Raw genomic sequence first — 19731 nt, forward strand, 5'->3', positions numbered from 1 at the left:
GGCCATGATCGGCCAGCCCCTTCGACGTGGGCTGTCAGTGAGACAAAGTAGTCTTGAGCCCATGCCTGAACGCCGTACCGTCGCACTTGTCACTCTCGGCTGCGCCCGTAACGAGGTGGACTCGGAGGAGCTCGCAGGCCGCTTGGAGGCGGACGGCTGGCAGCTCGTCGAGGACGCATCGGACGCGGACGTCGCCGTCGTCAACACCTGTGGATTCGTCGAGGCCGCCAAGAAGGACTCGGTCGACGCCCTCCTGGAGGCCAACGACCTCAAGGGACACGGCAGAACCCAGGCCGTCGTGGCGGTGGGCTGCATGGCCGAGCGGTACGGCAAGGAACTCGCCGAGGCGCTGCCCGAGGCGGACGGCGTGCTCGGCTTCGACGACTACTCCGACATCTCCGACCGCCTGCAGACCATCCTCAACGGCGGCATCCACGCCTCGCACACCCCGCGCGACCGCCGCAAGCTGCTGCCCATCAGCCCCGCCGAGCGGCAGGACTCGGCCGCGGCGGTGGCGCTCCCGGGGCACGGCCCGGTCGACCTCCCCGAGGGCGTCGCGCCCGCCTCCGGCCCGCGTGCACCCCTGCGCCGCCGCCTGGACGGCGCCCCGGTCGCCTCGGTCAAGCTCGCCTCCGGCTGCGACCGGCGCTGCTCCTTCTGCGCCATCCCGTCCTTCCGCGGCTCCTTCATCTCCCGCCGCCCGAGCGACGTGCTGAACGAGACCCGGTGGCTGGCCGAGCAGGGCGTGAAGGAGATCATGCTGGTCTCCGAGAACAACACCTCCTACGGCAAGGACCTGGGTGACATCCGTCTCCTTGAGTCCCTGCTGCCGGAGCTGGCCGAGGTGGACGGCGTCGAGCGGGTGCGCGTCAGCTACCTCCAGCCCGCCGAGATGCGGCCCGGCCTGATCGACGTGCTGACCTCCACCCCGAAGGTCGTCCCGTACTTCGACCTGTCCTTCCAGCACTCCGCCCCGGGCGTGCTGCGGGCCATGCGCCGCTTCGGCGACACCGACCGCTTCCTGGAGCTGCTCGACACCATCCGCAGCAAGGCCCCGCAGGCAGGTGTCCGCTCCAACTTCATCGTCGGCTTCCCCGGCGAGTCCGAGTCCGATCTCGGCGAGCTGGAGCGCTTCCTGAACGGCGCGCGGCTGGATGCCATCGGTGTCTTCGGCTACTCCGACGAGGAGGGCACCGAGGCGGCCACGTACGAGAACAAGCTCGCCGAGGAGGTCGTCGCCGAGCGCCTCGCGCACATCTCCCGGCTCGCCGAGGAGCTTGTCTCGCAGCGGGCCGAGGAGCGCCTCGGCGAGACCGTGCACGTCCTCGTGGAGTCCGTGGACGACGAGGACGGCGTCTACGGCCGGGCGGCCCACCAGGCGCCCGAGACGGACGGACAGGTGCTGCTCACCAGCGGCGCGGGACTGCACGTGGGTCGTATGGTCGAGGCGAAGGTGGTCGGTACGGAAGGTGTCGACCTGGTGGCCGAGCCGCTGCAGGGCTCGCCCGCATGGAGTGAGGAGGCCGGCAGATGACCGGAGTCCCGGCGTCCGCCGCGGGCGGCTCCTCCTCCGGCGCGCACGGCGCCCCGGGTTCCGCCGCCGCCTCCGGTGCGGCCCCGGATTCCGGTTCCCACGGTTCCGGTTCCCGTGACACCGGTTCCCACGACGGTGAGCGGCCCGTACGCGGCGGGAAGATCGCCGCAGCCGCCGTCAACCAGGCCAGCCTGTGGAACGTCGCCAATCTGCTGACGATGCTCCGGCTGGTCCTGGTGCCCGGCTTCGTCGCCCTGATGCTGGCCGGCGGCGGCTACGACCCGGCGTGGCGCTCGCTGGCCTGGGCGGCCTTCGCCATCGCCATGATCACCGACCTGTTCGACGGGCATCTGGCACGCACCTACAACCTCGTCACCGACTTCGGGAAGATCGCCGACCCCATCGCCGACAAGGCGATCATGGGAGCGGCGCTGATCTGTCTCTCCGGGCTGGGCGATCTGCCCTGGTGGGTGACGATCGTGATCCTCGCCAGGGAACTCGGCATCACGCTGATGCGTTTCGTGGTCATCCGCTACGGCGTGATCCCGGCCAGCCGCGGCGGCAAGCTCAAGACGCTCACCCAGGGCGTGGCCGTCGGGATGTACGTGCTGGCGCTGACGGGGTGGCTGGCGACCCTGAGGTTCTGGGTGATGGCCGCTGCCGTCGTCCTGACCGTCGTCACCGGACTCGACTATGTGAGACAAGCCATTGTGCTGCGGCGGCAGGGAATCGCCGAGCGCACAGCAGCGTTGGAGGACTCGGAAGCGTGAATTCCACGGCCGCCGAACTGGTGCGACTACTGACGGTGAGAGGGCAGACCCTTGCTGTCGCCGAGTCGCTGACCGGCGGCCTGGTTGCCGCGGAGATCACAACGGTCCCGGGGGCGTCCAAGGCGTTCCGGGGCTCCGTCACCGCCTACGCCACCGAGCTGAAGCACGACCTGCTCGGCGTCGACGCCACCCTGCTGGCCGAGCGGGGAGCGGTGGATCCGCAGGTCGCGGCCCAGATGGCGGCCGGAGTGCGCAAGGCGCTGGGCGCCGACTGGGGCCTCGCGACCACCGGGGTCGCCGGACCGGAACCGCAGGACGGCCAACCGGTCGGGACCGTGTTCGTGGCCGTGGACGGGCCGTTCGGCCCTGGTTCCGGTTCTGCCGCTGGCGGAAAAGTGGAGGCCCTGCGGTTGAACGGCGACCGCGCGGAAATTCGTAGAGAGAGTGTACGGAGCGTGCTCGCACTGCTTCTGAGGGAGCTTGCGAGCGAACAGACCGGGAATGAGCGGACACAGGATACGGAACAGAACGGGGGGTTTTGATGTTTGCAGCCCTGAGTGAACACGACATCGCTCCCCGCACGGCCGCGGCGCAAGGCGGTACGGTGGGGCGTGAAGGATGCGGCTACGCGGTCCGAGGAGGGAGCCACCGATGATTCTGCTCCGTCGCCTGCTGGGTGACGTGCTGCGTCGGCAGCGCCAGCGCCAGGGCCGTACTCTGCGCGAAGTCTCCTCGTCCGCCCGAGTCTCACTCGGCTATCTCTCCGAGGTGGAGCGGGGGCAGAAGGAGGCTTCCTCCGAGCTGCTCTCCGCCATCTGCGACGCGCTGGACGTACGGATGTCCGAGCTCATGCGAGAAGTGAGCGACGAGCTCGCCCTCGCCGAGCTGGCCCAGTCCGCCCAGGCCACCGAGCCCGTGCCCACGCCGGTTCGCCCGATGCTGGGTACCGTCTCGGTGACCGGCGTGCCACCGGAACGGGTGACCATCAAGGCGCCCGCCGAGGCGGTGGACGTGGTCGCCGCGTGACGCCTGCGCGGATGTAGAGCGACGCGGCGCCGACCTGGCGTCGAAGAAGTGCGCGAGGCCCCGGCCGGGGCCCTCCCGGGAGACCTGGGAAGGCCCGGCCGGGGCCTTCGTGCGTCTGCGGGCGGCATGCGTCCATTTGCCGGTGTCCGCCGATCCGGTCATGGTGGAGGAACGCTTGCCGGGGGCTGACGACCGGAGAGAACGCATGTACGTCGTGAAGAGCCCGCCGTCCGACACGGGCCTGAAAACCGTGGCCGAGGCGGAGAACGCCTAGCAGAGACCGATGCCGGTCCAGGGCCGTTGCATCGGTGAGCCCTCGGTGCGCCTCCCCGGCGGACCGGGCGGCGGTCTAGCGTCCGGCTGGAGGTGACGGCCATGGTGGGGCGGATAGTGCGCTGGGGGGTTGCGTTGGGATTCGCGGCGGTGTGGTGGTGGGCCGTGCTGCGGATCACGTTCACCGACGGCGCCGGGGCGCTGGAAGGGACCGTGGCGGCCGGCGGCTGGGGACTGAGCCTGCTGCCGGTGAACTGCGTGCCGCGGGCCCGGGCGGCGGGGGCCCTGGGACCGGCGCGCTGGCGGACGGCCTGGCGGACCCAGGGGGCTACCAGGGCATCGCCACCCCTCCGTTCGGGCGCAGGATCTGGCCCGTCGTGAACGAGGACGCGTCGGAGGCCAGATAGAGCACCGCGTGCGCCACGTCCTCCGCCTCGCCGACCCGGCCCAGCGGCGACATCCGGGCCATCCGGGCCTCCGTCTGCTCCTGCTCCGCGCTGTCGTCGCGGTCGGTCATGGGGGTGCGGGTCCAGCCAGGAGCGACCGCGTTGACGCGGATGCCCTGCCGGCCGACCTCGTTGGCGAGCGTCTTGGTCAGCTGGACCACGGCCGCCTTGGCCGCGCCGTAGCAGAGCAGGCCGGGGCCGCCGGTGTCGATCGCGCCGGAGGCCATGGTGATGATGCTGCCCCCGCTCTGCCCGGCAAGCATCAGGCGCGCGGCCTCCTGGCAGGCGTACAGCACGCCCTTGAAGTTGACGCCGAGCACCCGGTCGAGGTCCTCGTCCCTGGTCTCCAGGACCGGGCTGCGGTGCATGATCCCGGCGATCGCCGCCATGACGTCCAGCCGCCCGCAGGACCGCACGGCCTCCCCGAGCCGCGCCTGGTCGGTGACGTCGAGGGGGTGGGTGCGGGCGGTGCCGCCCCGGTCCTTGATCAGCGCCGCCGTCTCGTGCAGGCCGTCCGCGTCCCGGTCGGCACAGTGCACGGTCGCGCCCGCCTCGGCGAGCAGCACGGCCGACGCCCGGCCGATGCCGCCGGCGGCGCCGGTGACGAATGCGGTGCGTCCGGTGAGGTCGTACGCCGTGAGGGGCATGAAGGGACGGTACGAGCGTTTCTGACGGTCCGTCAATTACCTGTGCGGGGGCGGGTCCCGTGGGCGCGCAGGGAACCCGGGGCCGGAGCCGGGCCGGTCTGGCAGGCGGGGCACCAGTAGGTGGGGCGCTCGCGCGATCCGTCGCCCTGGTCGGCGAGGCGGACCGGGGTGCGGCAGCGCAGGCAGGGGCGGGGCGCGCGGCCGTACACGAAGAGGTCGTGGTCGCGCAGGCCGGTGGTCCGGCGCACCACGCGGTCGCGGTTGGCCTCCAGGAGCCGCTGGGCGAGACCGGGGAGGATCGCGGCGCGGTCGGCGGGGAGCGCGCCGACCGGGAGCCAGGGGGTCGCGCCGATCAGGAAGCAGAGCTCGCTCTTGTAGATGTTGCCGATCCCGGCGAGGTTGCGCTGGTCGAGCAGGGCCTCGCCGAGCGGGCGGGCCGGGTCCGCGAGGAGGTTGGCGAGAGCACGGTCGGGGTTCCAGTCGGGGCCCAGCAGGTCGGGGCCGAGGTGGCCCACGGCGCGTTCCTCCTCGCCGGTGCGCAGGAACTCCAGGACCTGGAGGCGGTACCCGACGGCCGTGCGGTCGGGGGTGGCGAGGATCGCCCGGATCTGGTGCGCGGGACCGCCCCGCCAGCGCTCACCGGCGCCGAAGACCTTCCATGCGCCCTCCATCCGCAGGTGCGTGTGCAGGGTCAGGCCGCCCTCGAAACGGGTCAGCAGGTGCTTGCCGCGCGAGGTGGTGCCGAGGACCGTACGGCCGCCGAGGTCGACCGTGGCGTACTTGGGCACCCGGAAGTCGGTGCGGGTCAGCACCTGGCCGGCGAGCGCGTCGTGCAGGCGCCTCGCGGCCTGCCAGACCGTGTCACCTTCGGGCATGGGTCAAGGGTGGCACGAGGGGACGGGAGGCGCGGCGCGCACCGTGCTTCACGCCCGCAGCCGCAGGCCGCGCGGGGTCGCGATGAAGCCCGCTCCCTCCAGGAGGGTGCCCAGGGGGGAGGTCAGGGCCTGGGCGCCGTTGACGCGCTCCACCGTCACCGTGCCGAGGGTGCCCGCGCGGGCGGCGGCCGCGAGAGCCTCCGCCGCCGTACGCAGCCGGGCGTCCTCGGCGGCGGCCGTGTCGGGGGCGGTGGGCCAGGCCAGCAGGGTCTTGCCGCCCCGCTCCATGTAGAGGGTCAGCTCTCCGTCGACCAGGACCACCAGCGAACCCGCCTTGCGGCCCGGTTTGTGCCCGGCGCCGGTCGGCGGCTCGGGCCAGGGGAGGGCGGCGCCGTAGGCGTTCGCCGGGTCGGCGGCGGCGAGGACCACGGCTCTGGGGTCGGGGGCGACGGGGGTGCGGGTGTGGCGGTTGCCGTAGGTGTAGGGGTTCGGGCCGTAGGAGCTCGGGCCGTACGGGTTCGCGGGGCCGCTGCCTCGGGGGCCGCCGTAGCCGGGTGCGGCGAACGGGTCGGCGGGGGCGAGGTCCTTGGGGGAGACGTAGTCGCCCGGGGCGGTGGGCGGCTCGGGCGGCCAGGTGAAGTCGCCGTCCAGGTCGGGGAAGCCGGCCGTGTCGAAGGGGCCGAGGGGGTCGAGGAGTTCGCCGGGATCAGCGCTGCCGTGGCCGCCGTGGCCGCCGTCCGGATCGGCTGACGCCGGGGCGCCGGTGGCTCCCGTGCTTCCGAAGCCGGTACCCGGCAGGACCTCGCCCCGGTCGCGGGCGTTGGACACCGCGCGCAGCCGGTCGACCGCGCCGTCCATCGCGAACTGGGCCGCGCCCAGGCCCTCCACGACATAGCCCCGGCGCGCCTGGCCGCTCTCCTCGAAGGCCGACAGGATCCGGTACACCGCCGAGAAGCCGCCCTCCACGCCCTCCGCCGCGACCGCGCCCCGGGTCACCACGCCGTGCCGGTCGAGCAGGGTGCGGGCCAGCGCATGGGCGCGCACGGTGGTGTCCGGCTCGCGCTGCGGCAGCAGGGACCAGCGCCCGGCCACGGTCGGCGGGCCGGTGCGGGAGGCAGGGCGGGCGGCGGCCGTCAGCGAGCCGTAGCGGCCGCGCGGGACGGCGCGCTTGGCGCGGTGCGCGGTGGAGCCCGCGGTACGGCCCGACCCCAGCAGGGCGCGCATCGGGGCCAGTGTGTCGTTGGTGAGCCGCCCGGACCAGGCCAGGTCCCAGACGGCGTCGGCCAGTTGGGGATCGGTGGCGTCGGGGTGCGTGGTGGCGCGGACCTGGTCGGCGATCTGGCGGAAGAACAGGCCGTAGCCCCCGGAGAGGGCGTCGAGGACGGACTGGTGGAGGGCGGTGAGCTCCAGCGGGTGCGGCGGCGGGAGGAGCACGGGGGCCGCGTCCGCCATGTACAGGGAGACCCAGCCGTCCTTGCCGGGCAGGGCGCCCGCACCGGCCCACACGATCTCGCCCGCCGCGGTGAGTTCGTCGAGCATCGCGGGCGAGTAGTTCGCCAACCGGGACGGCAGGACCAGCTTCTCCAGAGCCGACGCCGGTACGGACGCGCCCTGCAACTGCTCCACGGCACGCACCAGTCCGTCGACGCCGCGCAGCCCGTGCCCCTTGCCGATGTGCTGCCACTGCGGCAGGAACTGGGCGAGCGCGGCCGGTGCCACCGGCTCCAGCTCGTGCCGGAGCGCGGCCAGCGAACGGCGGCGCAGCCTGCGCAGCACCGCCGCGTCGCACCACTCCTGGCCGATGCCTGCCGGATGGAACTCGCCCTGCACCACCCGCCCGCCCGCGGCGAGCCGCTGCAACGCGCCCTCCGTGACCGCCACCCCGAGCCCGAAGCGGGCGGCCGCGGTGGTCGACGTGAACGGGCCGTGGGTGCGCGCGTACCGCGCGAGGAGATCGCCGAGCGGGTCCTTCACCGGCTCGGTGAAGGCCTCGGGGACGCCGACGGGCAGGGCGGTGCCGAGGGCGTCGCGCAGCCGGCCCGCGTCCTCGATCGCCGCCCAGTGGTCGGTACCGGCGATCCGCACCTTGATGGCCCGCCGGGCGCCCGCCAGCTCCGCGGCCCACTGCGGCTCGGCGCCCCGCTCCGCCAACTCGGCGGCCGTGAGCGGCCCGAGCAGCCGCAGCACGTCGGCCACGCCCTCCGGGTCCTTGACCCGGCGGTCCTCGGCCAGCCACTGCAGCTCGCGCTCCAGCTCGGTCAGCACCTCCGCGTCCAGCAGCTCCCGCAGCTCCGCCTGGCCGAGCAGCTCGGCCAGCAGCCGGGAGTCCAGCGAGAGCGCGGCCGCGCGGCGCTCGGCGAGCGGGGAGTCGCCCTCGTACAGGAACTGGGCGACGTATCCGAAGAGGAGGGAACGGGCGAACGGGGACGGCTCCGGGGTGGTGACCTCGACCAGGCGGACCCTGCGGGATTCGAGGTCGCCCATCAGCTCGACCAGGCCCGGTACGTCGAAGACGTCCTGGAGGCACTCGCGGACGGCCTCCAGGACGATCGGGAACGACCCGAACTCGCTCGCCACCTGAAGCAGTTGGGCGGCGCGCTGGCGCTGCTGCCACAGCGGGGTGCGCTTGCCGGGGCTGCGGCGGGGGAGCAGCAGCGCACGGGCGGCGCACTCACGGAAGCGGGAGGCGAACAGGGCCGAACCGCCGACCTGGTCGGTGACGATCTGGTCGACCTCGCCCTTGTCGAAGGCGACGTCCGCCGCGCCGACGGGCGCCTGCTCGGCGTCGTATTCCGTGCCGGCCTTCACGGGGGCCTGGTCGAGCAGGTCGAGGCCCATCAGGTCGGCGTCGGGCAGCCGCAGCACGATGCCGTCGTCGGCGTGCATGACCTGGGCGTCCATGCCGTACCGCTCGGAGAGCCGGGCACCGAGGGCGAGCGCCCAGGGGGCGTGCACCTGGGCGCCGAACGGGGAGTGCACGACGACCCGCCAGTCGCCCAGCTCGTCGCGGAAGCGCTCCACGACGATCGTCCGGTCGTCGGGGACATGGCCGCAGGCCTCGCGCTGTTCGTCCAGGTACGACAGCACGTTGTCCGCCGCCCAGGCGTCCAGGCCTGCGGCGAGGAGCCGCAGCCGGGCGTCGTCCTTGGAGAGCGCGCCGACCTCGCGCAGGAACGCGCCGACCGCGCGGCCCAGTTCGAGCGGGCGGCCCAGCTGGTCGCCCTTCCAGAACGGCAGCCGGCCCGGCACCCCGGGGGCGGGGGAGACCAGGACGCGGTCGCGGGTGATGTCCTCGATGCGCCAGGAGCTGGTGCCCAGGGTGAAGACGTCGCCCACCCGGGACTCGTACACCATCTCCTCGTCCAGCTCGCCGACCCGGCCGCCGCCCTTCTTGGGGTCGGCGCCGGCCAGGAAGACGCCGAAGAGGCCCCGGTCGGGGATCGTGCCGCCGGAGGTGACGGCGAGCCGCTGGGCGCCCGGGCGGCCGGTGACCGTCCCCGCGACCCGGTCCCAGACCACGCGCGGGCGCAGCTCCGCGAACGCGTCCGACGGGTAGCGGCCCGCGAGCATGTCGAGGACCGCGGTGAACGCCGACTCCGGGAGCGCGGCGAAGGGGGCCGCGCGACGGACGGTGGCCAGCAGGTCGTCGACCTGCCAGGTGTCCAGCGAGGTCATCGCGACCAGCTGCTGGGCCAGCACGTCGAGAGGGTTGGCCGGGACCTTCAGGGACTCGATGGAACCGGTGCGCATCCGCTCGGTGACCACGGCCGCCTGCACCAGGTCACCCCGGTACTTGGGGAAGACCACGCCGGTGGAGACCGCGCCGACCTGGTGACCCGCCCGGCCGACGCGCTGCAGGCCGGAGGCGACCGACGGCGGGGACTCGACCTGGACGACCAGGTCCACCGCGCCCATGTCGATGCCCAGTTCGAGACTGGAGGTGGCCACCACGGCGGGCAGCCGGCCGGCCTTCAGGTCCTCCTCGACCAGGGCGCGCTGCTCCTTGGAGACCGAGCCGTGGTGCGCGCGGGCGAGGACCGGCGGGGCGCCCTGGGCCGCGCCCGAGCCGCCCATCAGCTCGGCCGGGGAGTGGTGCTCGTCGAGAGGCTCGCCGGTCGCCCGCTCGTAGGCGATCTCGTTGAGCCGGTTGCACAGCCGCTCCGCCAGGCGGCGGGAGTTCGCGAACACGATCGTCGAGCGGTGCGCCTGCACCAGGTCGGCGATCCGCTCCTCCACATGCGGCCAGATCGACGGCTTCTCCGCGCCCTCGCCGCCGTCGGTGGCCGGGGAGCCACCCAGCTCTCCCATGTCTTCCACCGGGACGACGACGGAGAGGTCGAACTCCTTGCCGGACTTCGGCTGGACGATCTCCACCTTGCGGCGCGGCGAGAGATAGCGGGCCACCTCGTCGACCGGGCGGACGGTCGCCGACAGGCCGATCCGGCGGGCCGGCTTCGGCAGCAGCTCGTCCAGCCGCTCCAGGGAGAGCGCGAGGTGCGCGCCGCGCTTGGTGCCGGCGACCGCGTGCACCTCGTCCAGGATCACCGTCTCGATGCCGGCCAGCGCGTCGCGCGTGGCCGACGTCAGCATCAGGAACAGGGACTCAGGGGTGGTGATCAGGATGTCCGGCGGGCGGGTGGACAGGGCGCGGCGCTCGGCGGCCGGGGTGTCGCCGGAGCGGATGCCGACCCGGACCTCCGGCTCGGGCAGGCCGAGGCGCACGGACTCCTGGCGGATGCCGGTCAGGGGGCTGCGGAGGTTCCGCTCGACGTCGACCGCGAGGGCCTTGAGCGGGGACACGTACAGCACCCGGCAGCGCTTCTTCGGGTCGGCCGGGGGCGGGGTGGAGGCCAGCTGGTCCAGGGCGGCGAGGAAGGCGGCCAGCGTCTTGCCGGAGCCGGTCGGGGCGACCACCAGCACGTCCGAGCCCGCGCCGATGGCCTGCCACGCGCCCGCCTGGGCCGCGGTGGGCGCGGAGAACGCCCCCGTGAACCAGCCGCGGGTCGCGGGGGAGAAGCCGTCGAGGGCTCGGTGTGCGGATTTCGGCATGGGTCCATCCTGCACCTGGCCACTGACAGCCGGGGTCGAGAGGCCTCGGCTCCGCCTTCGGCCCTCGTGTTCCCACCCGCACCACCCGTGACGGTCTCGTCGTCGGGTGCGGGTGGCCCCGGTGGGGCGGATTCGCCGTCGGCGGCCTCGCGAGGGCGGCGGGAAAGGGGCGGGAGAGGGGCGGGAGAGGGGCGGGAGAGGGGCAGCGCTCAGGGAAGCCGGGCGAGGGCGGCGGCTCGGAGAGTCGGGTGAGGGCGGCGGCTCAGGAGAGTCGGGTGAGGGCGGCGGCTCGGAGAGTCGGGTGAGGGCGGCGGCTCGGAGAGTCGGGTGAGGGCGGCGGCTCGGAGAGTCGGGTGAGGGCGGCGGCTCGGAGAGTCGGGTGGGTGTCGTTTCGCGTGCGGGCCGGTGGGGGCTTGTGGCGCAGTTCCTCCCCCAGCCTTCGGCCGGGGGGACCCCCAGCGCCCCTTTCGGGGGCGCTGCCCTCGCGGAGTCGAGAGGCGGGGTGGCGGCTGCGGACGGTCGGGTGGGGTCGGCGGTCGACAATGGTCGTATGACGGCATCGGACGAGCGGGCGCGGCACTGGCGGTACGAAGCGTTGCCCGGTGTCGATCTGCTGCGTGCCCGGTACGTTCGCAAGACGTTCGTCCGGCACACCCACGAGCACTTCGTGATCGCCGCCATCGCGGACGGCGTCGAGGTCTTCCACCACCGGGGCTCCGACGTGTCCGCGGGGGCGGGGGCGCTCGCGCTGGTCAACCCGGACACCCCGCACACCGGGCGGGCCGGGGTGCCCGAGGGCTGGCGGTACGGGGCGGTCTACCCGGCGCCGGACCTGGTGGCGGGGATCGCCGCCGAGACCACCGGGATCCGCGGTACCCCCGGCTTCGTCAGCCCGGTGCTGGACGACCCGTACAGCGTGGCCCTCGTGCACCGGGTGCTGCGCGCCGCCGACGAGGGCAACGCGCTCGCCGCCGACACCTTGCTCAGGGTCGCGGTCACCCGGCTGCTGCGGCTGAACGGCGGCCCGCTGCCGCAGCGGCAGGTCCGTACCGCCGGCGCCCGGCTCGCCGCACGCGCGCGTGCGGTGCTGGAGGAGCGGATGGCCGAGCCGCCGACCCTGGAGCGGCTCGCCACCGACCTCGGCACCAGCCCCTTCGCGCTGCTGCGGGCGTTCCGCGACGCCTACGGCATGCCCCCGCACACCTGGCTGACCGACGCCCGGGTGCGCCGCGCCCGGCTGCTGCTGGACGCCGGCACGGCACCCGCGGAGGCCGCCGTCACCGTGGGCTTCACCGACCAGCCGCACCTCAACCGGCACTTCGCCCGGATCGTCGGCGTCCCGCCGGGCGCCTATCAGCGCGAGCGCAAGAACGTACAAGACGCGCGGGACGGCCGCCCGTAGCGTCCTGAGGCGTGGCACAACAGACAGCACGCGCAGACATACGCGGCGAAGGCGGCCCGAAGCCGGACTCCGCCGTCGTCAGGGACGCCCTCGGGGTCGGGGTCGCCGTGGGACTCTCCGGGTTCGCCTTCGGGGTGACCTCGGCCGGCAGCGGGCTCGGCCTGCTCCAGACCTGCGCGCTCAGCCTCCTGGTCTTCACCGGCGCCTCCCAGTTCGCCCTGGTGGGCGCGCTCGCGGCCGGTGGCAACCCGTTCACCGCGGCGGCCGGCGCCTTCTTCCTCGGGGTGCGCAACGCGTTCTACGGGCTGCGCCTCTCGCAGGTGCTGGCCCTCCCGCGCGCGGTGCGGCCGTTCGCCGCCCAGTGGGTGATCGACGAGACCACCGCGGTCACCCTGGCCCAGCCGACGCGCCGCGCCGCCCGGCTCGGGTTCACCGTCACCGGGCTCACCCTGTACGTGCTGTGGAACCTCACCACCTTGCTCGGCGCGCTCGGTGCCAAGGCCGTCGGGAACACCGACGCCTGGGGCCTGGACGCGGCCGGTCCCGCCGTCTTCCTCGCCCTGCTCGCCCCCATGCTGAAGACCACGACCGACCGTGCGGTCGCCGCCCTCGCGGTGCTGCTGGGGCTCGGCCTGCTGCCCGTGCTGCCGGCCGGGGTGCCGGTCCTGGTCGCCGCGCTGGCGGCACCGGCCGCCCTGTTCGTCTCCGGCCGCCGGTCCGGCCGCGACCGTACCCACGACAAGGCACCCGAGGAGACCCGGTGAACTTCTGGATCGCGATCGGCGTGACCGCCCTCGGCTGCTACGCCGTCAAGCTCGCCGGCCTGCTGGTGCCCGCGGGAGTGCTGGAGCGGCCGGTGGTGCGGCGGCTGGCCGCCCTGCTGCCGGTGGCCCTGCTCGCCGCCCTCACGGCTCAGCAGACGTTCGCCGAAGGGCACGCGCTCGTGCTGGACGCGCGGGCCGCGGGCCTCGGGGCGGCCGCCGTGGCGCTGGTGCTGCGCGCGCCCTTCCTGGTCGTCGTCGGCGTCGCCGTGGCGGTCACGGCGGGACTGCGCGCCGTCACCGGCTGACACTTCGGCCACCCGGCCTCCGTCACCCCACGAAGCGGCCGTACGCCCTGAGCGTGTGCAGGGCCTCGATCGTCACCCTGGGGCGGGCCTCCAGGGAGGCGGCCGGTGCCCACTGCCGCCAGCGGACCGGCCAGCCGCCGTCCGCCTCCTGCCCGGCGCTGAGGAAGTCGAGCGAGCGGCTCATCTCCTCGTCGGTGAACCACGCGCGCGCGAGCGAGTCCGGAGACTTCGCGAAGTCGTGCGGGAAGTGGTGCTCACGCGGGGCGTAGCCGGGCGCCACCGGATACGCGTCGAGGCGCTCGGGGTCCAGCGCGGCCAGCCGCTGCTCGCGCACCAGGCGGCCCAGCCGGTCGGCGGCCGCCTCCGCGCGCGAGCGGTCGGGCACCGTGTCCAGGAAGGCGACCGCGGCCTCGACCTCGTAGGGGTGCGACTTCTCCAGGTACTCGATCGCCTGCCAGCAGAAGTCGGTGGCCCGGAACAGCCACGCGTGCCAGACCTCGTTGCGGTGCAGCAGGCCCACCACCGGACCGGTGGCCAGGAGCTCGCTGGGCGGGTCGTCGACGACCGGGACGAACGGCGCCGTCGGGTAGCCGCGCTGGCTCGGACGGACCGCCGGCAGCGCCCCGTCCGCCGTGGAGACCGCTGTCAGATAGCGGCACACGCGCTCCACCCGCTGCCCGCCGCACCGCCCGATGGCGTCCAGGACCCGCAGCGCGTGCCCGGTGTGCAGCGGCTGGCTCACCGGACCGCGCAGATCGGGCTCCAGCGCGTGTCCGTAGCCGCCGTCCTCGTTGCGGTAGGCCTCCAGCGCGGTCTCCACCGGATCGGGGCCGCCGTTCAGGAAGTGGTACGAGAAGAGACGCTGCTCCAGCACGCGCGCGGTGAGCCACATGAACTGTTCGGCGCGCAAGAGCGGGGGGTGCGCCGGGGGCGTAGGGGGGAGTGGGGAAGCTCCGGTTTCGGCCATGCGCAAGACCGTAGGGCGGAAAGCGGTCTCGGCAAGCGGTCCCGGGCAGGGCCCACTCTCAGGGGCGGGATACTGGTTTCATGCGGTTGACGGTTTTCTGGCAGCGGATGGCGGAACACTTCGGTTCCGGGTACGCCGACACCTTCGCGCGCGATCATGTGATGACGGAGCTCGGCGGGCTGACGGTGCACGAGGCGCTGAACGCCGGCTGGGAGGCCAAGGACGTGTGGCGCGTGGTCTGCGCGGTCATGAACGTTCCGGGGGAGAGGCGCTGACCGTGCACGGAGATCGGATACGGGCCACGCGTTGTCAGTGGCGTGGGCGAGACTTGCACCGTGGTATCCACTGACGAGGACGGGCGGACCGCCCAGGACGCATCCCCGGCCGACACGGTCGACACGACGCCGCGCACCGGACCACCGGCCGCCGGCGCCGCGGTACCGGGCGCCCGCATGCCGCGCTGGCTGCCGCGCGCCATGGTGCTGGCGCTCGCCCTCGTCGCCGCCTTCCAGCTGGGCAGCTGGGCCTTCCACCAGCTCACCGGCCTGCTGATCAACATCCTCATCGCGTTCTTCCTGGCGCTCGCCATCGAGCCCGCGGTGAGCTGGATGGCCTCCCGCGGCATGCGCCGCGGGTTCGCGACCTTCCTGGTCTTCCTCGGCCTGGCGATCGCCGTCGCGGGCTTCATCACGCTGCTCGGCTCGATGCTGGCCGGACAGATCATCAAGATCGTCGAGGACTTCCCGGACTACCTGGACTCGGTCATCAACTGGGTCAACCACACCTTCCACACCGAACTGAAGCGGGTCGACGTCCAGGAGGGCCTGCTGCACTCCGACTGGCTGCGCAAGTACGCGCAGAACAGCGCGGCCGGTGCGCTCGACGTGTCCGGGCAGGTGCTCGGCGGCCTCTTCCAGCTGCTGACGATCACGCTGTTCGCCTTCTACTTCGCCGCCGACGGCCCCCGGCTGCGCCGCACCCTGTGCTCCGTGCTGCCGCCCGCCCGCCAGGCCGAGGTGCTGCGCGCCTGGGAGATCGCCGTCGACAAGACCGGCGGCTACCTGTACTCGCGCGGTGTGATGGCGCTGATCTCCGGGATCGCGCACTACATCCTGCTGGAGGCCCTCGGCGTGCCGTACGCGCCCGTGCTGGGCGTGTGGGTCGGACTGGTCTCGCAGTTCATCCCCACCATCGGCACCTACCTCGCGGGCGCGCTGCCGATGCTGATCGCGTTCACCGTCAACCCGCTGTACGCGGTGTGGGTGCTGGTGTTCGTCGTGATCTACCAGCAGTTCGAGAACTACATGCTCCAGCCCAAGCTGACCTCCAAGTCGGTCGATATCCACCCGGCGGTCGCCTTCGGTTCGGTCATCGCGGGCACCGCGCTCCTCGGCGCCGTCGGCGCACTGATCGCCATCCCGGCGGTCGCGACGCTCCAGGCGTTCCTGAGCGCCTACGTGAAGCGGTACGACGTCACGGACGACCCACGGGTGCACGGGCACCGTCCGCGCGGCACGGGCGGCCCCGGGCTGCTCACGCGCGCGCGGCGCCTGACGCAGCGCTTCATATGGCAGCGGCCGGCCGAGGAGCCGGAGTCCGAGGGAGGCTCCGCCTGACGGCCGCCGCGATCCGCGGCCGAGCCGCGATCAGCAGGTGAGTCGCGATCAGTAGGTGAGTACGGCCCACACCCCGGCGGCGGCGACGGCCGCCGCGTAACAGCCCACCGCCGCGGCCACGACCCGCCACCGGGTCCGCTCACTCCATCGCGTGCGGGACAGCAGCCAGGCCAGGGCCGGCAGGACCAGCACCGCGTGCAGGCTGACCCCGTGCAGCGGTTTGAGCGGGGCCGTCGAGTCGTACGCCGCCTGCTGGTGCCCGGTCCGGACGAGCACCACCCCGCGCGCGATCATCGCCGCTCCCGAGGCCAGCGCCACCAGCAGGACCGCGAACCCGGAGCGCACCGCGAGCGCCATGCCCTCCGGACCGGCCGGCCGGCGCCGGAAGGACACCACCGCGAAGACGGTGAGCAGCACCACCAGGATCCCGCCGCCCACCGCGAGCGTCATCGACACCGCGGTGTCGAAGGGCGTCTCCATGTCGAGGTGCGAGGGCACCCGGCGCCACGCCTGCAGGGTGATCCCGCCGACCTCCACCACGCAGTCGGCGGCGAACACCAGCAGCAGGACGGTCCGCAGCCGCTCCCCGACCCTCAGGTAGGAGGTGACCCAGGTGACCGCCATCAGCGTCAGCCCGAAAGAGAGCCCGAACGTGACGGGCTTGCGCCAGGAGACCGGCCCGTACCAGGGGCCGCCGTCGACCGCGAACACCACCAGATGCGCCAGGCCGGAGAGGACGAGGAGCATGCCGGTCGCGTGACAGAGACGCTCGGCGGGGCGCACCCGGGTCAGGATCCCGGTCAGCGGGTTCGCGGGTGGCCTTCTGGGCGGACTCTTCACGGAGGAGGACATGCGCCCAGCCTCCCGGCGCCCGTCCGCGCGGTCGTCGTCCGGCCGAAGACACCCGCCGTACGCCTAGGGGAGTAGCGGCGCCGGGGAGTGGGCGGAGTGGGCGGAGTGGGCGGAGGGGGCGGAGGGGGCGGAGGGGGATCAGGAGACCGTGGCGGGCGGCGGGGTCCACCGCCGGGTGCGGGGTACGGAGCCCGGGACGCCGTAGTCCTTCTTGAGGTGTTCGGGGATGGCGTAGTGCATGACGCGGCCACGGGTGAGCGAGGACAGTTCGAGGACGGTGGTGAGGTGGCCGAGGCGGTCCAGGGCCCAGGCGCCCAGCGGCGAGCGGTCCTCGATGGTCTCCAGGACGCCGAGGAGGTGCGGCACGGCCTTGACGACGGTGTCCCACGGAGTGCGCGGCACCTCCAGCCAGTCGGCGCAGGTGTCGCCGACCAGATGGCGGATCAGGGCGGAGACGACCGGGTCGAAGAAGGTGCCGGGTACGACCTCCTCGTAGAGGTCGATGAGCTGCCGGGTCAGGACCGCGCCCTCCTCGGAGGGGCCCATGTACCGGACCATGTAGAGGTCGAGGAAGGCGCGTGCCTCCTCGAGGGTCTCCGGGACGGCCTCCTGGTCGACGCCGAGCATGGCGCCCACCACCCGCCACGCGTAGTAGTACGCCTCGGCGCCCTCCGTGGACAGGTGGATGCCCAGCCGGTGCAGGCTGTCGAGGACCAGCATGGAGAAGAACATCTGCCCGCCGATCATGTCCTCCTGGCAGATCGGCGTGCCGAGCGCCTCGGTGTCCCAGCGGTTCTCGCGCCTGAGGTGGTGCCGGATGGAGGCGTGCAGCAGGCGCACCTTCTGGGCGGCCGGGACGAAGCGGCTGCCGGCCTCGAAGGCGTCGGGCCGCATGAGGTAGACGGTGAACTGACCGGTCTCCGCCATGCGCTTGGACGGGTACCGCAGCCCGTGGGTGGCCGACAGCAGCTTCGCCACGCGCGGGACGACGTAACAGGCGGGCATGGCGGCGAAGGACAGCGCGGTCGAGATGTGCACGTTGTTGTCGATGAAGAACAGCCGGGCCTTCTCCATCTCGCCCCAGTCCACCCAGGACGGCGGCACCCGGGTGGCCTCCAGGTACTCCCGCGCGACCGCGGGCAGCCCGTCCGGCAGGGGCGCGCCCGCGGTGGAGACGTAGCGCATCAGGGTGTTGAACGTGCCCACCTCCCCGCGCTCGAAGAGTGCGGCGACCGTGGCGTCGGCGAGTTCGTCACCGGCGTGCCGCAGGGGGGCCATCGAGGCCTCGGTGTGCATCACGGCAGGGGGCTCCTTGTCATCGCGGGGGTCGTCCGGGCAGTCGGGGTGGTCCGGGTCGTCAGAGTCGTCAGAGTCGTCCGGGTCACCCGTGGGGGTCAGGACAGGCGGACCGCGGCCGAGTGGGCCAGCGAGGTCAGGGCGCCGGTGGCGGGGGCCGGCACGTTCAGGTCGTGGAGGGCGTCGAGCGCTTCCGCGACCCGTGCGCCGATCATGTGCTCGATCCGGTCGGGTGCCCCGAGCCGGCACATCACCTCGCGGACCGCGTCCAGGCCGTCCGCGTCCAGATCACGGCAGCCGAGCAGCGCGCCCAGCCGCTCCCGGTCGTCGGCACGGGCCAGCCGCCAGGTCTCCGCGAGCAGGGCGGTGGGCCGGTGGCCGCGTACGTCGTCGGCGTTGGCCTTGCCGGTGTGCTCCGGTGCCCCGAACAGGCCGAGCAGGTCGTCGCGCAGCTGGAAGGCCTCGCCCAGCGGCAGTCCGTACGCGGAGTACCCCTCGCACAGCCGCTCGCCGGCCCCGGCCAGGGTGCCGCCGATCAACAGGGGCTGCTCGACGGTGTACTTGGCGGTCTTGTAGCGGATCACCTTCAGCGAGGCCGTGGTGTCCGGGCCGGCTCCGGTGCGCAGGAGCTCCAGGCACTCGCCCGCGATCAGCTCCCGTGCCAGTACCGACCACAGGGGGCGGGCCCGGGCGAGATAGGCGGCGGGCAGCCCGCAGGTCGCGAACAGCTGCCCGGCCAGTGACATCAGCAGATCGCCCACGAGCATCGCCAGCGACCGCGCGGTGTCGTCGGCGCGCGGACGGTCCCGTACGGCGGCACGCAGGGCGATGTGGGAGGTGGGGCGGCCGTGCCGCAGCGGGCTGTCGTCGATGAGGTCGTCGTGTACGACGGCGGCCGCGTGCACCAGTTCCATGGAGGCCGCCGCCCGCACCAGCGCGTCGCTGTCCGGCTGGCCCACCGCACGCCAGCCCCAGTAGCAGAACGCCGCCCGCAGCCGTTTGCCGTCCGCGACCGCCGCCTCCAGCTGCCCGGCCACCGGGCCCAGGAGCGGGTCGACCGCCGCGAACAGGCCGGCCTCCTCGGCGACGAACCGGCGCAGTACGTCGTCGACGCGGTTCTTGAAGGCGGCCGGATCCCACCGGTCAGTCATCGCCTGCGGTCCGCCGGACGAGGGCGTGCCGGGCGAGGATCTCCAGATGGGCCGGGGGCACGGTCGCGTACCGGTCCAGGACCAGGCGCCCCCGTGCGGTGAGATCGTGCTCGGCCTCCGCCGCCAGCGCGCCGGCGTCCGAGCGGCGCAGCAGCCCCCGTAACGTCCCGAAGGCAGTGCCCACCGTGCTCACCGCCAGATCGGCCAGCCCCGCCGCCAGCAGCACGGCCTGCTCGTCCAGACCGCGTCGCCCCGTCTCACGTGTCATGTGCTCTCCCACCCACGGCACCCGGAGGCGGCGCCCCGGCCGCCTCTTCGAGCATCGCGGCACGACGGGCGCGGGCATGCGGAAACTCACGATCGGGTGAACGCCCTGCCGGGTGGTGCGGGCGGCTGCGCCGCGGCCCCGTTTCCGGCTGCCGCCCCCGGCACGCCGCGCGCTCCGGCACGCGTGCCGCGTACGCCCGGAGCCGGTGGGTGGGCGCTGGGTGAGCGGTGAGTGGGATGAGTGTGGTGAGCGAGATGAGTGGTGAGTGGGCAGCGGGTGAGCAGTGGGTGAGCACCCTGCGGGGAAGTGGCGGGAGCATCGCGTGGTGCGCTTGACACGAAATTCGAACATCCATTCTCATGGAAGCTCCGGCACGGCCCGCGACGGGGATCCCGGCGGCAGTTCGACACGGTTTCGGGGGAGACGTCCCCGAGTTGTCCACAGGTCGAACCGGCGTCGGGGCGCATTGTCAGTGGCAGGCGTTAGCGTC

At 73.5% G+C, this 19731-nt stretch carries 18 protein-coding genes; 10 read left to right on the top strand and 8 right to left on the bottom strand.

The window, feature by feature from the left end:
• The first annotated feature begins 61 nt into the window (after nt 1-61).
• The 5 genes from rimO (at nt 62) to ACFZB3_RS35510 (ending at nt 3604) form a co-directional block, all read left to right on the top strand.
• Nucleotides 62-1534, top strand: coding sequence for a 30S ribosomal protein S12 methylthiotransferase RimO (gene rimO, locus ACFZB3_RS35490; RefSeq protein ID WP_391382980.1), 1473 nt, complete (start codon nt 62-64; stop codon nt 1532-1534).
• Nucleotides 1531-2304: a CDP-diacylglycerol--glycerol-3-phosphate 3-phosphatidyltransferase gene (gene pgsA / locus ACFZB3_RS35495; RefSeq protein ID WP_391382983.1), complete on the top strand. Its 774-nt coding sequence runs from the start codon at nt 1531-1533 to the stop codon at nt 2302-2304. The genes rimO and pgsA overlap by 4 nt, the downstream gene beginning before the upstream one ends.
• Nucleotides 2301-2846 (top strand): nicotinamide-nucleotide amidohydrolase family protein, encoded by a 546-nt coding sequence (locus tag ACFZB3_RS35500; protein WP_391382985.1) that lies wholly within the window; start codon nt 2301-2303, stop codon nt 2844-2846. The genes pgsA and ACFZB3_RS35500 overlap by 4 nt, the downstream gene beginning before the upstream one ends.
• 109 nt (nt 2847-2955) lie before the next feature.
• Entirely contained in the window at nt 2956-3330 is a 375-nt protein-coding gene (locus ACFZB3_RS35505; protein WP_351484950.1) for a helix-turn-helix transcriptional regulator, read from the top strand.
• A gap of 142 nt (nt 3331-3472) precedes the next feature.
• Nucleotides 3473-3604, top strand: coding sequence for a hypothetical protein (locus tag ACFZB3_RS35510; protein WP_391382988.1), 132 nt, complete (start codon nt 3473-3475; stop codon nt 3602-3604).
• Between the two features lie 327 nt (nt 3605-3931).
• Here ACFZB3_RS35510 and ACFZB3_RS35515 read toward each other — a convergent pair whose 3' ends face one another.
• From ACFZB3_RS35515 to ACFZB3_RS35525, 3 genes are read right to left on the bottom strand one after another with little or no spacing between them, the layout of a single operon-like run.
• Nucleotides 3932-4696, bottom strand: a complete 765-nt coding sequence (locus ACFZB3_RS35515; protein WP_391382991.1) for an SDR family oxidoreductase — start codon at nt 4694-4696, stop codon at nt 3932-3934.
• A 32-nt stretch (nt 4697-4728) separates the two neighbouring features.
• Nucleotides 4729-5571 (bottom strand): DNA-formamidopyrimidine glycosylase family protein, encoded by an 843-nt coding sequence (locus ACFZB3_RS35520; RefSeq protein ID WP_391382994.1) that lies wholly within the window; start codon nt 5569-5571, stop codon nt 4729-4731.
• A 48-nt stretch (nt 5572-5619) separates the two neighbouring features.
• Nucleotides 5620-10620, bottom strand: a complete 5001-nt coding sequence (locus ACFZB3_RS35525) for an ATP-dependent helicase (RefSeq protein ID WP_391382996.1) — start codon at nt 10618-10620, stop codon at nt 5620-5622.
• A gap of 550 nt (nt 10621-11170) precedes the next feature.
• On the opposite strand from ACFZB3_RS35525, the gene ACFZB3_RS35530 reads away from it, so the two are divergent.
• From ACFZB3_RS35530 to ACFZB3_RS35540, 3 genes are read left to right on the top strand one after another with little or no spacing between them, the layout of a single operon-like run.
• On the top strand, nt 11171-12022 hold the full coding sequence (locus ACFZB3_RS35530) for an AraC family ligand binding domain-containing protein (protein ID WP_391382998.1): 852 nt from the start codon (nt 11171-11173) through the stop codon (nt 12020-12022).
• 11 nt (nt 12023-12033) lie between these two features.
• Nucleotides 12034-12786 (top strand): AzlC family ABC transporter permease, encoded by a 753-nt coding sequence (locus tag ACFZB3_RS35535; RefSeq protein ID WP_391383000.1) that lies wholly within the window; start codon nt 12034-12036, stop codon nt 12784-12786.
• Nucleotides 12783-13091 (top strand): AzlD domain-containing protein, encoded by a 309-nt coding sequence (locus ACFZB3_RS35540; RefSeq protein ID WP_391383004.1) that lies wholly within the window; start codon nt 12783-12785, stop codon nt 13089-13091. Before ACFZB3_RS35535 ends, ACFZB3_RS35540 begins: the two co-directional genes overlap by 4 nt.
• Before the next feature lie 22 nt (nt 13092-13113).
• On the opposite strand, the gene ACFZB3_RS35545 is transcribed toward ACFZB3_RS35540, so the two are convergent.
• The gene (locus ACFZB3_RS35545) at nt 13114-14058 is read right to left on the bottom strand and encodes a hypothetical protein (protein ID WP_391383007.1); all 945 of its coding nucleotides are present in this window, start codon (nt 14056-14058) and stop codon (nt 13114-13116) included.
• A gap of 80 nt (nt 14059-14138) precedes the next feature.
• Between ACFZB3_RS35545 and ACFZB3_RS35550 the strand changes: the two genes are divergently transcribed.
• Nucleotides 14139-14333 (top strand): DUF3046 domain-containing protein, encoded by a 195-nt coding sequence (locus ACFZB3_RS35550; RefSeq protein WP_391383010.1) that lies wholly within the window; start codon nt 14139-14141, stop codon nt 14331-14333.
• A 60-nt stretch (nt 14334-14393) separates the two neighbouring features.
• Nucleotides 14394-15674 (top strand): AI-2E family transporter, encoded by a 1281-nt coding sequence (locus ACFZB3_RS35555; protein WP_391383013.1) that lies wholly within the window; start codon nt 14394-14396, stop codon nt 15672-15674.
• Nucleotides 15675-15722: 48 nt separating this feature from the next.
• Here ACFZB3_RS35555 and ACFZB3_RS35560 read toward each other — a convergent pair whose 3' ends face one another.
• From ACFZB3_RS35560 to ACFZB3_RS35575, 4 genes are all read right to left on the bottom strand, one after another.
• Nucleotides 15723-16421, bottom strand: a complete 699-nt coding sequence (locus tag ACFZB3_RS35560; RefSeq protein ID WP_391383739.1) for a hypothetical protein — start codon at nt 16419-16421, stop codon at nt 15723-15725.
• Nucleotides 16422-16664: 243 nt separating this feature from the next.
• On the bottom strand, nt 16665-17825 hold the full coding sequence (locus ACFZB3_RS35565) for an oxygenase MpaB family protein (RefSeq protein WP_391383016.1): 1161 nt from the start codon (nt 17823-17825) through the stop codon (nt 16665-16667).
• Between the two features lie 95 nt (nt 17826-17920).
• The gene (locus ACFZB3_RS35570; RefSeq protein ID WP_391383019.1) at nt 17921-18973 is read right to left on the bottom strand and encodes a polyprenyl synthetase family protein; all 1053 of its coding nucleotides are present in this window, start codon (nt 18971-18973) and stop codon (nt 17921-17923) included.
• A complete protein-coding gene (locus tag ACFZB3_RS35575; protein ID WP_391383020.1) occupies nt 18966-19241 on the bottom strand; it encodes a polyprenyl synthetase in 276 nt (91 codons plus the stop codon). The genes ACFZB3_RS35570 and ACFZB3_RS35575 overlap by 8 nt, the downstream gene beginning before the upstream one ends.
• Between the last annotated feature and the right edge of the window lie 490 nt (nt 19242-19731).

The sequence above is a fragment of the Streptomyces sp. NPDC008092 genome (assembly GCF_042957285.1).
Classification (GTDB): domain Bacteria; phylum Actinomycetota; class Actinomycetes; order Streptomycetales; family Streptomycetaceae; genus Streptomyces.